This window comes from Belliella baltica DSM 15883 (assembly GCF_000265405.1).
Taxonomy (GTDB): domain Bacteria; phylum Bacteroidota; class Bacteroidia; order Cytophagales; family Cyclobacteriaceae; genus Belliella; species Belliella baltica.
In genome coordinates, this window is the sequence record NC_018010.1 from 2,827,951 (window position 1) to 2,843,498 (window position 15,548).

General features: G+C 36.5%; 12 protein-coding genes. 5 read left to right on the plus strand and 7 right to left on the minus strand.

The genetic code is table 11. The annotated features are described in order from the left end of the window. Positions 1 to 37: 37 nt before the first annotated feature. On the minus strand, positions 38 to 1,501 hold the full coding sequence (locus BELBA_RS12855) for a Gfo/Idh/MocA family protein (protein ID WP_014773123.1): 1,464 nt from the start codon (positions 1,499 to 1,501) through the stop codon (positions 38 to 40). 252 nt (positions 1,502 to 1,753) lie between these two features. On the opposite strand from BELBA_RS12855, the gene BELBA_RS12860 reads away from it, so the two are divergent. Together BELBA_RS12860 and BELBA_RS12865 are read left to right on the plus strand one after the other, a co-directional pair. Continuing rightward, positions 1,754 to 3,172: an alanine/glycine:cation symporter family protein gene (locus tag BELBA_RS12860; protein WP_014773124.1), complete on the plus strand. Its 1,419-nt coding sequence runs from the start codon at positions 1,754 to 1,756 to the stop codon at positions 3,170 to 3,172. 9 nt (positions 3,173 to 3,181) lie between these two features. Further along, on the plus strand, positions 3,182 to 4,291 hold the full coding sequence (locus tag BELBA_RS12865) for a glycerate kinase family protein (RefSeq protein WP_014773125.1): 1,110 nt from the start codon (positions 3,182 to 3,184) through the stop codon (positions 4,289 to 4,291). Here the strand turns inward: BELBA_RS12865 and BELBA_RS12870 are convergent. From BELBA_RS12870 to fsa, 5 genes are all read right to left on the minus strand, one after another. Next, positions 4,278 to 4,727, minus strand: a complete 450-nt coding sequence (locus tag BELBA_RS12870) for a GNAT family N-acetyltransferase (RefSeq protein ID WP_014773126.1) — start codon at positions 4,725 to 4,727, stop codon at positions 4,278 to 4,280. The two genes, BELBA_RS12865 and BELBA_RS12870, sit on opposite strands and share 14 nt — an antisense overlap. 118 nt (positions 4,728 to 4,845) lie before the next feature. Further along, positions 4,846 to 6,297 carry a S41 family peptidase gene (locus BELBA_RS12875; protein WP_014773127.1) on the minus strand — a complete coding sequence of 484 codons (1,452 nt, stop codon included), beginning with the start codon at positions 6,295 to 6,297 and terminating at the stop codon, positions 4,846 to 4,848. 100 nt (positions 6,298 to 6,397) lie between these two features. Further along, positions 6,398 to 7,108, minus strand: coding sequence for a cell division ATP-binding protein FtsE (locus BELBA_RS12880; RefSeq protein ID WP_014773128.1), 711 nt, complete (start codon positions 7,106 to 7,108; stop codon positions 6,398 to 6,400). Position 7,109: 1 nt separating this feature from the next. Continuing rightward, entirely contained in the window at positions 7,110 to 7,313 is a 204-nt protein-coding gene (locus BELBA_RS12885) for a hypothetical protein (protein WP_041779669.1), read from the minus strand. 115 nt (positions 7,314 to 7,428) lie between these two features. After that, positions 7,429 to 8,088, minus strand: a complete 660-nt coding sequence (gene fsa / locus BELBA_RS12890) for a fructose-6-phosphate aldolase (RefSeq protein WP_014773130.1) — start codon at positions 8,086 to 8,088, stop codon at positions 7,429 to 7,431. A gap of 381 nt (positions 8,089 to 8,469) precedes the next feature. On the opposite strand from fsa, the gene BELBA_RS12895 reads away from it, so the two are divergent. Next, a complete protein-coding gene (locus tag BELBA_RS12895; RefSeq protein WP_014773131.1) occupies positions 8,470 to 10,221 on the plus strand; it encodes an ABC transporter ATP-binding protein in 1,752 nt (583 codons plus the stop codon). Between the two features lie 51 nt (positions 10,222 to 10,272). Here BELBA_RS12895 and BELBA_RS12900 read toward each other — a convergent pair whose 3' ends face one another. Next, a complete protein-coding gene (locus BELBA_RS12900; RefSeq protein WP_014773132.1) occupies positions 10,273 to 11,250 on the minus strand; it encodes a M23 family metallopeptidase in 978 nt (325 codons plus the stop codon). 123 nt (positions 11,251 to 11,373) lie between these two features. On the opposite strand from BELBA_RS12900, the gene alaS reads away from it, so the two are divergent. Both alaS and gatB read left to right on the plus strand, forming a co-directional pair. Beyond that, positions 11,374 to 13,998, plus strand: coding sequence for an alanine--tRNA ligase (gene alaS, locus BELBA_RS12905; RefSeq protein WP_014773133.1), 2,625 nt, complete (start codon positions 11,374 to 11,376; stop codon positions 13,996 to 13,998). Positions 13,999 to 14,083: 85 nt separating this feature from the next. Beyond that, entirely contained in the window at positions 14,084 to 15,544 is a 1,461-nt protein-coding gene (gene gatB, locus BELBA_RS12910; protein WP_014773134.1) for an Asp-tRNA(Asn)/Glu-tRNA(Gln) amidotransferase subunit GatB, read from the plus strand. The last annotated feature ends 4 nt before the right edge of the window (positions 15,545 to 15,548 follow it).

Sequence of the window (15,548 nt, forward strand, 5' to 3'; positions counted from 1 at the left end):
CTCTGATCAAATCTCCTTTTTATCTAAATTTAGGTTTTTAAACCCCTAATTTCCAACCTTCTCTGTATTCTCTTTTTACAAATTGATTGGCAGGATCGAAGTTGGTTACTTTCATATTTGGCCCGTCCCAAACCAATTTGATTCCTCTTCCCGGATAATCAAAGCCATTGCCATTTTCTTTTGGTGTTCTGTAGTCATAACTTCTAATGGCTAAATTTCCCATCAAAACTGACTCTGTCAGTGGTCCTGCAATGGAGAATGGAGAGCTTAATTGATCAAACTCTTGACTTCCATAACCTCCAATACAAGCCTCAACCCAATTGTTATAATGACCGCCGTCTCCATTTGGAACTCTATAAAGTGTTTCTGCTACTGAAATATCTTTTGTCTTAGTGAGCGGTAACAATTGTGGATTTCTACCATAAGTGCTACACATCATCTTGCCTTTGGTGCCTTCGATAATTACGCCATTGCCACCATCACCCATCATTTCATTTGGTCCGAGTTCTTCAGGTCTTGCAGGTTGGATCCCACCATCCATCCAATGGAAAGGCAGATCATCTTTACCTTCTCTTTTGAACTTAAGTGTGATGTGTGAAGATGGAGGACAGCTATCTGGGAAATATCCTCTTTGGAATTCTCCCACATATACCGAACCAACACTACACTCTGCTGACTCAGGATAGCTCAATCCTAGAACTCTAAATGGTGCTTCCATAATATGACAAGCCATATCGCCTAAGGCTCCAGTGCCATAATCCCACCAACCTCTCCAATTGAATGGAATCAAGTTGGCTACATAATCTTTTTGTGGAGCTGTTCCCAACCACAAGTCCCAATCTAAATCAGCCGGAGGATTTGCTGTGTCTTTAGACCAAGGAATTCCTTGTGGCCATACAGGGCGGTCAGTCCAGCAATAGACGCGAGTTGCCTCTCCAATCAAACCTGCATTATACCACTCCATCATTTTCCGAACTCCATCTCCAGAAGATCCTTGGTTTCCCATTTGCGTCACAACTTTATACTTTTCCGCAGCTTCTGTTAGTTTTCTAGCTTCATAAATATCGTGAGAAAGAGGCTTTTGTACATACACATGTTTTCCCAATTGCATGGCTGCCATCGCCTGCACAGCGTGCATATGGTCAGGAGTAGAAATGATTAGTGCATCTATATTTTTATGCTCCTTTTCGAGCATTTCACGATAATCACGGTAGTATGTGGCCTTTGGGTGATCTTCCCGGCTTCGCTTGGCTCGGGTATCATCTACATCACAAAGAGAAATAATATCAACTTTCCCACTATTAAAAATGCCCTTTACATCATTGTAGCCCATTCCTCCAACACCAATCCCAGCCACTCTGAGTCTATCTGAAGGTGCCACAAACCCAGGGCCACCTAGTACATGACGAGGTACAAAATAAAATCCAGCAAGAGCAGTGGCTGAGGCCTTAATGAAACTTCGTCTTGAATTATTATTTAATGAATTATCATCCTTTTCCATAGTAGTTATTTTGGGAAATTTAAAGTTAACATATGATCTAATGAATTTTCAATTTATTAAAAAATTATCTGATCTGGTAAATAATCGAGTTTTTTAGAAAAATGGAAATTCGAAATGATAAATGGAAATTTCAACCGATTGATATTTTTACTTTTAATTCATTTTTCATCATTTTAAAACTGCGCAAAACACATTACCTTTTGTTTAATCAAAAAAATGCACTTAATATGCTTCTTAATTGATATTTAAAAAATGGGACAATTTATTGTAAACTTTAGTAATTGGATTTGGGATACTCCTATGCTCGTATTATTAATGGGGGGTGGTTTGTTGTTATTTCTTTATTCAGGATTTTTACCTTTCAAACATTTAGGTCATGCCATCAGGTTGGTTAGAGGGAAGTTTGATGATGAAAAAATGCCAGGACAGATTAGTTCTACTCAAGCACTTTCTGCGGCAATAGCTGCAACAGTTGGTTTAGGAAATATCTCTGGAGTAGCGATTGCAATCAATATGGGAGGTCCAGGAGCGATATTTTGGATGTGGATGTCTGCTTTTGTTGGCATGGCGACCAAGTATTTTTCCTGTACACTAGCTATTATGTTTAGAGGAAAAGATACCAATGGAGAAGTTCAGGGTGGTCCCATGTATGTAATTGAAGAGGGGATGGGGAAAAAATGGAAGCCTTTGTCTATTTTATTTTCTGTTGCGGGTGTTTTAGGACTTCTTTCAATTTTTCAAGCAAATCAATTAACTGCAGTATTCAGATCAGTAATGATAAATGATAATACTCAGATTTTAGGATATATTTCTTCATTTACAGAGACTTTCAATTCTTTATTTGGTACTGTATTAGATTCAGGAGAAACAATAAAGTGGATTTTAGGGATTTCTATGATGTTGATTGTGGCCATTGTTATTTTGGGTGGTATCAAGAGAATTGCATTGGTTGCTTCCAAGCTTGTTCCATTTATGGTAGCGCTGTATTTTATTACGGTTATCATCATCATGATTCAGTATATCGGTGATGTACCTGAAATGCTGAAATTGATCGTAATGGATGCCTTTACAGGAGATTCTGTCATGGGTGGGGCTGTTGGAGCTGTAATTATAATTGGAGCGAGACGAGCAGCATTCTCAAATGAAGCTGGAATCGGAACTGCCCCGATGGTTCATGGAGCATCAAAGAACAATGAGCCTGTAAGAGAAGGATTGATTGCCATGTTAGGGCCCTTTATAGATACAATTATAGTATGTACTTTAACTGCCTTGGTAATTTTATTAACTGGCGTTTGGGAAACTACGGAAAATGATGGTGTAAGATTAACTTTGTCAGCTTTTGAAATGGCACTTCCAGGTTTGGGGAAATATCTATTGATGTTGGCCGTTTTGGTTTTTGCTCTCTCGACGATGTTTACTTATTCTTACTATGGTCATAAGTGCTTTATTTATCTTTTTGGCCCAAAAAAGGCGAATTATTATAATTATTTCTACTTACTTACTATAGTGGCTGGCGCTGTAGCTTCTTTGGAAGTAGTGGTAAGTTTCATAGATGGAATGTATGCGGTTATGGCTATTCCTACTATGATTTCGACTATTTATCTCGCACCAAAGGTAAAGACTGCTACCATTGATTACTTCAAAAGAATGAAAGCTGAAAATAAATATTGATAAAATCGAATGAAGATCTTGGTTGCTCCAAATGCCTTTAAAGGAAGCATTGATGCCGATGATGCAGCTTCAATAATCGGAAGCACTTTATTATCATGTAATCAGGAATTAGAACTTGATATTTGTCCCATTGCTGACGGAGGTGATGGGACTTGTTTTTTGTTAGGGAAAGCTTTGGGATTGAAACGAGTCGAAAAATATGCTTTGGATGCTCTTGGAAGACCTTGTTTAGGGTATTATTTTTTGAAGGAAGAAGAGCAAACCGCCTATTTGGATATTTCTACTGTTTCAGGATTGAAAAATTTGAAATTTTATGAAATCAATCCTCAAATAGCAAATTCTTATGGAACAGGTGAATTGATTCAAGATGCAATTTCTCTTGGATTTAAACATGTTGTGCTGGGACTCGGAGGAAGTGCTAGTATTGATCTGGGAATTGGAATTTTAAGAGCTTTAGGCTATCTTTTTTTAGATGACAAAGGAAGAGAGTTGAGCATGTTCTCAGAGAATTTGCTTCAAAATATTTCTCACATTCAGATTCCAATCAAAAAAATAGATTTACGGTTCACAGTCCTTTGTGACGTGGACAACACTTTTTTTGGATCCAAGGGCGCTATACCTCTTTTTGGTTCCCAAAAAGGGCTCGATCAAGCATCACAATCAGATTTTATCAAGGATTGTGCAAGATTTTTTGAATTATTGTTTAAAAAAACCAAAAAAGAAATAGCAGATCAAGCAGGGTTTGGAGCTGCGGGAGGAATAGCCTATGGCTTATCTCATTTCTTTCCTGTTGATATCAAAATGGGCTCTAAATATTTTTTCGAGCAAGTGAATCTGGAAAATCGTATTCGCAAGGCTGATTTAATTATCACCGGCGAGGGTCGCTATGATCATCAATCAGCTAGAGGTAAGGGAACTTATGAATTACTTCAATTGGCTAAAAAACATCAAAAGAAAACCATCTTGATAACTTCTGGTAACGAAGGTCTTCAAGATGGTTTTGATCAAGTTGGAAGTTTGCCTGATTTAGATTTTGAAAATAAAAACTTCAAAGCAATCGCTGAAGAAAATCTCAGACAAGTGTTAATTGACATTTATAAAAGTATCAAGGCTTCATAAAGAATCTCATTTTTTGTTTACCAACACTTCCTAGACCGACATAAAATTTGATAGCCAAAGCGTTGAATTCAGGAGTTTGCCATTGGATATTCACACAGTTATCTTCCTTAGCAACAGCTTGTATTCGTTTCATTATTGCTGTCCCAACGCCCTTTCCTCGAATCTTTTCATTGAGAAAAAGACAGTCCATATATAGAAATGATGCTGCATCCCATGTAGAATAATCAAAAGTATATGTGCTGAAACCCTCAATTTTTCCATCTACTTCTACCACCCAACAATTCAATCTTTTGGGAAGATCAAAAATCCCTGAGCGAAGGGCTTCTACTTTTCCTGATGGATCAAATTCACCTTTTTCATATTCGGCATGGGCTGCACATAGCAACACAAGATCTTTAAGGTCATTTTCTTCGCAATTTCTTATAGTGTAGTTCATGCGTGTAACGTTTTGGTAAACGATAATACGATTTTAAGCTATTAATTAAAAACAAAACCCGATATCGTTTCCAATATCGGGTTTGAGTATTAAGAGAGAAAAAGCTTGAAGTTTTAGCTTAATTTTCTAGATATTTTTTGAAATTTGAATTGTCTTCTAGCAAAATCCCATTTCTGATTTTTGCATCTAATGAAGAACCAACCATAATTCTCTGTTCTCTTTGTAATCTACCGGCAGATGTAGAAGAGCCTGTAATTCTTCTTATCGCAGCACTAAGTAGCGGATCTCTTGTATCTCCGAACTCTCTCCAAGGGAAAAATTCGAATTCTATCACTTCCTCGTTAGGAATAAATCCTGTTCCATAATCTGACTGATCTAAGCTGTTGAAACTTTTGGAGACAATTGGGAGAAGTCCATAGGAATTGTTTGGATTGTCTTCATCTTCCAGCGCAACAGAACCGACATTTTTACCTGTAGTTTTTGCACCAATTACGACTACGTCTAAATATGGTTTTAGACCATTGATTATTAATTCACTAGCTGATGCTGTTCTTGAGCTCGTCAAAACATATATTTTCCCATCACCAAGTTGATTTCCAATGTTTTGGGATTTATCTCTAAACTTTGTTTGAATATTTTGGAAATTTGAAAAGCCAGATAAGAAACTATTGTATTTAGTTTTGGAAAAAACTTTCTCAGGAGTATAATTCGGCACGATCAAACTCGCTAAGTTTACAGCACTTGAAACATAGCCCCCTCCATTGTATCTAAAATCAATTATAAGTTGATTAATATTTTCAGCCTTAAACTTTGCGAAAATTTCGTCCATTTGAGCGTCATATCTGTTGTCTATCTGGTTGGTGGCAGAATTGACCACTCCTGGAGCAAAAAAGTGGTAAACGACATACCCTATTTTCTGGTTTTCAATGGTATAAACTGTATCTAAGAAATTAGGATTTTCTTCAATTTCAATGGAATTCAATGAAACTGTTTGAGGAGCTCCAAAAGCACCATCGTCATTGGCTCTTCTAAATGTAACTGAATGTTGGCTAGATCTTTGGCGTAAAACACTTTGATAATTTGCCAAGGTCATGGTAGTACCATTAATTTGACTAATTAGATCCCCTCTTTTCAGGTTTTCATTGGCAGCTGGACTAGCTTTTTTGACATATGTAATTAGAGCGACTACATTTTCATTTTCGTTACTTTCTCTCAGTAAAGTTATTTCATAACCAGATTCAGTAGAAACTCCAGAGAGTCCGCTTATCAATTCTTGGTAATTGGGGTAGATAGCAGAGAATCTATCTGTGGGTTTAAACAAAAATGACTCAAAGTAACTTGTTGGATCAGAAGTATTCACTATTGGGGTTTTCATGTCTTCCAACCAGAAATATACTTCATCCATCACATCTTTTATCCAATTATTTATTCGGATGTTTGCAGTCTCTTCTGCAGTTGGCTTATCGTCAACAGCAGGTGTCATTTCTTCTTCTTCTTTGCAAGAAGAAAATACAGTAAGGAATATTAAGAGACTTAATAATAATCCTGATTTAATTCTTAATAGCTTCATAAAATCTTGTTCTTATAGAATATCAACCAAATTTACTATTCTATTGTTTCAACGCAAGTTTTTATATTAAAATTCTAACTTTTGAATAAAAAAAAACACCTCAATAAGAGGTGTTGATTGAAATGTCAGACGTTTTGCTATCTAGGAGCAAACCTTTTTCACATTTGAGGACTCTGTATGGATATTTTCTTAATAAATCATGGTTGTGAGTTGCCATTAATATTGCTGTTCCCTGTTGGTTGATTTCTTGAAAGAGTTTAAAAACGCCATCAGCTACATCCGGATCAAGATTACCCGTAGGTTCGTCAGCAAGTAATATTGCTGGGTCATTGATCAATGCTCTTGCTATCACTACTCTTTGTTGCTCACCACCGGAAAGTTGATGTGGCATTTTTGTGGCTGCATCACCCAAATTAACTAGCATTAGGACTTCAGCCATTCTGTTTTTCATTTTTGTTTTGTCTTTCCAACCTGTAGCTTTCATGACAAAAAAAATATTTTCGGCTACAGTCCTGTCAGGGAACAACTGAAAATCCTGAAAAACAATCCCCAACTTCCTTCTGAGAAAAGGGACTTCTTTATTTTTTATTTTATTGAGGTTGAATCCTACAATTTCTGCTTCACCCATACGCAAAGGAAGATCAGCATAAAGTGTTTTCAACAGCGAACTTTTTCCGCTACCCGTTCTTCCAATCAAAAAAACAAATTCTTTTTTCTCGATACTAAAGTTGACATCATGCAAAATAGCATCTAATCCCTGAAAAATTCCAGCATCTTGTACTTTGATAATAGGGTCACTATTGAAATCCATATTACAATTCCAGTTTTTGAAGTTTCCCAAATGGTAGTTCTTTGATCAAGGCTTCTAGCGCTTCTTCTTTACCATCTAAGCCGAATTTCTCTACATTTTTCATTGGTCTATCGGCTCTAAAATAAGCTACTAAAACAAAGTTTTCATCTCTGATCTGAATGTAATCTGGAATTTTAGCTTTGCCTTTTACTTTGATGATGTACATGAAATCCATTTTTTTGATAATGATAAAATTACCCACGGATTACTTCAATTTAAACGTGATTGTTTACAGAAAACAATCGATTTTTTAAAATAGAACGAATCCGTGGGAGGATATATTATTTTCCTGCAGCTTTGGCATGGTCTGCAAGGAAAGTAGCAAGACCAGAGTCAGTTAATGGATGCTTCAACAATCCAGTAATTACTTTCAATGGACAAGTAACCACGTCAGCACCTAGTTCGGCACATTTAATCAAATGCATGGTGTGTCTCACAGAAGCGGCCAAAACTTCCGTAGCAAATCCATAAGTTTGATAGATATGAACGATTTGTTCGATCAATTCTAAGCCATCATAGGAAATATCGTCTAATCTTCCAATAAATGGCGATAAATAGGATGCACCAGCTTTTGCAGCAAGAATTGCCTGACCTGCCGAGAATACCAAAGTACAGTTCGTTCTAATACCTTCAGAATGAAAATATTTGATTGCTTTTACTCCGTCTTTGATCATCGGGATTTTTACGACAATTTTATCATCGATTTTCGCCAATTCTTTGCCTTCTTTGATCATTCCTTCAAAATCTGTTGAAATCACTTCAGCACTTACTTTATCATCTACGATATCGCAGATTGCTTTATAATGTGCTCTCACATTCGCGTCTCCGCTTATTCCTTCTTTGGCCATTAAAGAGGGGTTGGTCGTAACTCCATCTAAGACTCCAAGATCATAAGCTTCTCTGATTTCATCAAGGTTTGCAGTGTCAATAAAGAATTTCATTGTGTATAGGTTTTATAGATTGTTATTAATTGTTCAAAGTTAAAGGAATATCTAGGAAATGGAACTTCAATTATTTCCTTTATTTTAAAAAAGAACTAATTTTTAGACTTTTATTGTTTGGGCTAGACGTTAGACGCTAGTTTTCTGATTTGAGACTTAAGACAAATGAAGAAAAGTTAATAGCTGAGAGAAATTTATTATAACGCTATAAATATGTTTGCTTACCTTAAAAATGAATCTTGGCCATCAATTGAAAAAACATCTCATTTTGGTTGATGTGATGATATATTCTATAGTGCTTACTTTACTAATCTCAAGGAATAATATCGTCTATCAACCTTTAATTTAATAAATAATCAACTTATCTCCTTTAAAAAAAACATGTCGAAATCAAAGCGCGGGGAAAACAAGGTCACTATGGCCCATGTTTTTAAAACCATCATTTGGCCAAGAAGAAAACAACTTTTTCTTGGACTTTTCTTGATCATCATTAGTAGACTTTCGGGTTTGGTCTTGCCTGGAGCAAGTAAAATCCTGATTGATGATGTCATTCCTTCCAATAATCTTGACACATTAAAATGGCTTGTATTGGGAGTAACCATCGCAATTACAATTCAAGCTGTCACATCTTACGCATTGACTCAAATATTAAGTGTAGAAGCACAGCATTTGATTTCTAAATTACGAGCTCAAGTTCAGCGACATATTATCCAACTTCCAATTAGATTTTTTGATAATACAAAAACCGGAGAGCTAGTGTCTAGAATTATGACTGACGTAGAAGGTGTTCGAAATCTAGTGGGGACAGGATTTGCTCAGATGATTGGAGGAGTTTTGACTGCAATAATTTCATTAGTTCTTTTGATTTATATCAGCCCTTTGATGACGCTTTATGTATTGGTTCCTGTCTTAATATTTGGATTGATTTCCTTGAAGGCTTTCGGGAAAATCAGACCGATTTTTAGAGAGCGTGGAAAAATCAACGCTGAAGTTACAGGAAGACTCACCGAAACACTTGGAGGAATTCGAGTAATCAAAGGCTTCAATGCTGAAGAACAAGAAATCAAAAGTTTTGAAGCAGGTGTAGAAAGATTATTTTTGAATGTCAAAGCAAGTTTGACTGCTACAAGTGTGGTTACTTCATCTGCGACTTTTTTACTTGGTCTTGCTTCTGCTGGGATCATGGGAATTGGAGGATATATGATTATGGATGGACAGATGACTTTTGGTGATTTCTTAGCTTTTACACTTTACCTAGGTTTTATGATTGCTCCGATTGTTCAAATGAGTAATATTGGAAGTCAGTTTACAGAGGCCTTTGCTGGTTTGGATAGAACTGAAGAAATCATGAATTCACCTCTAGAAAATACCACAGGAGATCGGACTATTGCCATTCCAAAAATGAAAGGGAATATCAGTTTTAAAGATGTCTCTTTTGCTTATGAAGAAGGTAAAGATGTCTTGCATCACATCTCTTTCGAGGCACCAGCAGGCTCTGTGACAGCTTTAGTTGGGACTTCAGGCTCTGGAAAAACAACCATAGCAGGTTTAGCAGCATCATTTTTGAATCCAGAGTCTGGAATTATCACCATTGATGATGTTGATCTACAAAAAATAACCCTGGATAGTTATAGATCGCAACTTGGAGTTGTTCTTCAAGATGATTTTTTATTTGAGGGTACTATTAAAGAAAATATACTTTTCCCAAGACCAAATGCAAGTGAAGACCAGCTCAAACAGGCTATAAAGGCGGCACATGTGAATGAATTCACGGATAGATTTGAAGACGGAATTGATACTTTGATTGGTGAACGAGGAGTAAAACTTTCAGGAGGACAAAGACAAAGAATTGCCATCGCAAGAGCAATTTTAGCAGATCCTAAGATTCTTGTTTTGGATGAGGCTACCTCAAATTTAGATACGGAAAGTGAGTCATTGATTCAAGCAAGTTTAAAAGAATTGATGGAAGGAAGGACAACCTTTGTGATTGCACATAGACTCAGTACTATTAGACAAGCAGACCAGATTCTTGTTATCGAGCAAGGAAGAATTGCTGAACAAGGCAAGCACGATGAGTTAATTCAAAAGGAGGGGAGGTACTTCCAGCTTTACACTTATCAGGCTAGAATATAAATAAAATAGGGATGCTTTTGGCATCCCTATTTTATTCAATTTCAATTAAAATTAAGACAAAGATTGATTTTCTTTAGAGGCGAACTCCAATATTTTATCATATTCACTTGGATCGAGATCTTTGAAGAAATAATGAACAGGATTGACATATCTATCGTCCTTTAATATTTCATAATGAACATGTGGAGCTGTAGAAGAACCCGTATTTCCAACTGTTCCGATCAAATCACCTCTTTTTACTTTTTGGCCTCTTCTCACTTTAAATTCATTCATGTGCGCATATCTAGTCACAAAGCCAAATCCATGATCAATTTCTATGTGCTTTCCGTATCCACCAAAAACAGTTTTTACACTTTTTACTACCCCATCTCCTGTAGCATAGATTGGAGTACCTTTGGGAGCAGAAAAATCAACGCCTGTATGCATTTTTCTAACTTTTAAGATTGGATGAAGTCTATTTCCATAGCCTGAGGCAAGTCTATTCAACTCTTCATTACTTATTGGTTGGATGGCAGGAATTGAAGCCCAGTATTCTTCTTTGTTCAATGCCATTTCTGAAATATCATCATAGCTAACATTTTGAACATAAAGTTGTCTTTTCAAATCTTCAACTTTGCTTTTTAGAGAAATTATCAATTGCTCTTGTTTTAGTCCTTTTTCTTTAATTTCCTTAAATCTGTCTGACCCTCCAATACCTGCTTTTCTAATCTCAGAAGGAATGGGCTCTGTTTCAAAAATTACGCGGTATAAGTTGTCATCTCTTTGCTGAAGATCTGCAAGCATTTGGCTCATCACATTGACTTCTTCCTCCATTAATTCATAATAGAGTTTCAATTCTTTATTCTCATTTTTGAGGATAAGTTCTTTTGGACTATCAAAATAGAGGTTAAAAACAATCAAAATTCCAACCGCAAGAATCGACGCTGCAGAAAGGAAACCGAGGGCGTTAAGCATGGTGTCCCATTTGCTTCTTTGATATCTTTCGTATTTACAGGTTTTTGGATCGTAGTAATATTTTATTCTACTCATTATTATTTGCAGGGTAAATCTTCTAATTTTGCAAGCCTTGTGCAGTCTTGGGTGATTTAACGACAAAAGGCATGCAAATATATAAATATTGAAATTATAATCCGAACATAGTCAAAAGCTTACATGGAAGCAAAGAAAATCAGAAGTACCTTTATTGAATTTTTCCAAAGTAAACAACATCAGTTTGTTCCATCTTCCCCCATCGTAGTCAAAAATGATCCAACATTGATGTTTACAAATGCAGGGATGAATCAATTCAAGGATTATTTCTTGGGAAATGAAATTGCCAAAGCAACTCGAGTAGCTAATAGTCAGAAGTGTTTGAGAGTGTCAGGCAAGCACAATGATCTAGAAGAGGTCGGTGTAGATACTTATCACCACACGATGTTTGAGATGCTTGGAAACTGGTCTTTTGGTGATTATTTCAAAAAAGAAGCAATTGAGTGGGCTTGGGAATTACTCACTGAAGTTTATAAACTACCAAAAGATAGATTATACGTTTCTGTTTTCGGTGGAGACATAGCTGACGGATTGGATCAGGATTCTGAAGCCTTTGAATTATGGAAAAATATCATTTCTGAAGACAGAATTATTTTCGGTTCTAAGAAAGATAATTTTTGGGAGATGGGTGATACTGGGCCTTGTGGACCATGCTCTGAGATCCATGTTGATCTACGTTCAAATGAAGAAAGGTCGCAAGAAAGTGGTTTTAATCTAGTTAATAATGATCATCCTCAAGTAATTGAAATCTGGAATCTGGTTTTTATGCAATTCAATAGAATCAAAGATGGTTCTTTGAAGGAATTGCCAGCAAAACATGTAGATACGGGAATGGGATTCGAAAGATTGGTAAGAGCTATTCAGCAGAAATCTTCCAATTACGATACGGATATTTTTATGCCATTTATTGAGGTTTTAGAAGCAAAATCAGGCAAAAAATATGGTGAAAATGAACAGCTAGATATTGCCATGCGTGTGATTGTCGATCACATTAGAGCGATCGCTTTTTCAATAGCAGATGGTCAGCTGCCATCCAATAATAAGGCAGGTTATGTGATCAGAAGGATTTTAAGAAGGGCAGTTAGGTATGGATATACATTTTTAGGTTTCCAAAAGCCATTCATGTTTGAATTGATGCCTTTGTTAGCGACAAACTTCGGTGAAATATTCCCAGAAGTAGCATCCCAGCAAGATTTTATTGCTAAGGTAATTCAGGAAGAAGAAGCTTCATTTTTGAGAACTTTAGAAAATGGTTTGAAAATTCTAGATCAAATAAAGTCGGACATGGAATCGAAATCCACTAAGATTATTGATGGAAAAACTGCCTTTGAATTGTATGATACTTTTGGTTTTCCATTTGATCTAACTTCTTTGATTGCAAGAGAGAATGGTATCTCGGTAGATGAAAAGGGTTTTGCTGAAGAGATGGAAAAGCAAAAAACTAGATCTAGATCCGCAGCAGAGCAAGAGACAGGAGATTGGATTATGGTCGCTGACGAAGAAGGAGTGGAATTTATCGGTTATGATCATTTAGAAGCAGAAAGTCAAATTATCAAATACAGACAAATAAAAGATAAAAAAGGAGATCGATTTCAATTAGTATTAGATAAAACGCCATTTTATGCAGAAAGTGGAGGGCAGGTAGGAGATCAAGGTTGGCTTAGATCTGAATCAGAGCAAATCAAAGTATTGGATACAAAGAAAGAGAATGACTTGATCGTTCATTTCGTGGATAAATTACCAACAGATACATCAGCTATTTTTAGTGCTAAAGTAAATGCTGAGAAAAGAAGGTTGACGATGAATAACCATACGGCTACTCACCTTCTTCAATCTGCTTTGAAAGAAGTCTTGGGAGATCATGTTCAGCAAAAGGGGTCTTTGGTCAATGAAGAATTATTACGTTTTGATTTTGCACATTTTTCGAAATTATCAGATGAGGAAATCAATGCAGTTGAAGCCATTGTTAATGCTAAAATCAGAGAAAATATAGTACTTCAAGAACAAAGAAATGTACCGATCGAAGAAGCTAAAAAACAAGGAGCAACAGCCTTGTTTGGAGAGAAATATGGGGAGTTTGTAAGAGTGATTACATTTGATAGAGATTTTTCAGTTGAACTTTGCGGGGGGACACATGTGGCTTCAACAGGTCAGATTGGACTTTTCAAAATTATATCTGAGGGATCGATTTCTTCGGGAGTTAGGAGAATTGAGGCAATTACGGCTGCTGCTGCTGATGCATTTATGAATGAAAACCTAGCGCTCGTCAAAGAAATTCAAGAACTCTTGAAAAGTCCAAGGGATCTCAAAAAGGCAGTTGAAGCTTTAATTCAAGAAAAGAACGATCTAAAGAAAGAAATTGAAGGATTACATGGACAGCAAGCTCAAGTTTTGAAAAAAGAACTAACTTCACAAGTGATTAAGGTAGAAGAAACTAATCTTTTGTTTGCTCAGGTTAGTTTGCCATCTGCTGATGCATTGAAGAAAATTTCATTTGAGTTGAAAAATGAATTTCCTAACTTCGTAGCTGTGATAGCAGCTGAAATTGATGGAAAGCCACAAATTGCGGTGACTATTAGTGAAGAGTTAGTTTCAAATAAAGGCTTGAATGCTGGAAATGCAGTGAGAGAATTGGCTAAAGAAATACAAGGTGGGGGAGGAGGCCAACCTTTCTTTGCAACAGCAGGAGGAAAAAATCTTGAAGGATTAGCTTCTGTGATTGAAAAAGCAAGGGAAATGTTTTCTTAAGCTAAAATCCCTAGTTCTTATTTGGTTTTGGATGAATTCTGAGCCATTTTTGACACAATAAGTGAAATACAAAAAGAAAATAAAGATGCTTTCAGCTGAATTAAAAAATAAATATGAATTGGTTGTGGGTTTGGAAGTCCATGCACAATTGCTTACCAAAAGCAAAATGTACACAACTGATTCTACCGAGTTCGGAAATCTGCCAAATACCCATATCTCAGTGGTGACGCTAGGTCACCCGGGCACTTTGCCAAAAGTGAACAAAAATGCCGTAGAATTTGCTGTAAAGATGGGAATTGCTTGTAATTCTGATATTACAAGAAGAAATATCTTTGCAAGAAAAAATTACTTTTATCCAGACCTTCCAAAAGGTTATCAAATCACCCAAGACAAAAATCCAATCTGTGTAGGAGGTGAGGTTCCATTGACCATGCCTGATGGCTCTAAAAAATCTGTTACCTTAACTAGGATTCACATGGAAGAAGATGCAGGTAAATCCATGCACCTTGCAGGTGAAGTAGATACTCTGGTAGATTACAATAGGGCTGGGGTGCCTTTGATAGAGATTGTTTCGGAGCCGGATATCAGGTCATCTGAAGAGGCTTATGCATTTCTTGTAGAGATTAAGAAATTGGTTAGATACTTAGATATTTGTGATGGAAATATGGAAGAGGGCTCACTTCGTTGTGATGCCAATATCTCAGTCAGAGTTCGTGGTGCTGCTGAATATGGAAAAAAGGTCGAAGTGAAAAATATGAATTCATTCAGAAACGTGGCCAGAGCAATCGAGCACGAATATGAAAGGCAAATTCATTTGATCGAAGCAAATGAAGAAATCATATCTGAGACTAGGACATTTGATGCGACAACAGGAACTACAGCATCTATGCGTACAAAAGAAGACTTGAATGATTACAGGTATTTCCCAGAGCCAGATTTGAGTCCTGTAGTTGTTTCGGAAGAATGGCTTGAGGGCATAAGAAAAGAAATGCCTGAACTCCCAAGAGAATTGCATCACAAATTTGTGTCTGTCTACGGTCTTCCTGAATATGATGCAGGAGTATTGACTGATTCGAAAGAAATAGCTCTTTATTTCAATGAATTATGTGAGTCCACAGCAAATTATAAAGCGGCATCCAATTGGATGATGGGTCCTGTGAAATCCTATTTAAATGAGTTGACTCTGCACATTTCTGATTTTCCAATTTCTCCCAAGCGACTAGCAGATTTGATTGCTATTGTGGATGATGGAAAAGTAAACTTCTCAGTAGCTTCTCAGAAAATATATCCTGAGATGTTAAAAAGTAAAGACAAGAGTCCACTAGAAATTGCGCAACAAATGAATCTGATTCAAGAGAGTGATGAGGGTTCTTTGAAGCCAATCATTGAAAAGGTGATTGCTGAAAATGCTGCAAAAGTCGAAGAATATAAATCAGGAAAAAAAGGCTTGATGGGCATGTTTATGGGGCAAGTAATGAAACAGTCACATGGCAAAGCTGATCCAAAAGTAGCTACCAAATTACTCACTGAATTATTAGAAAATTAAGCAC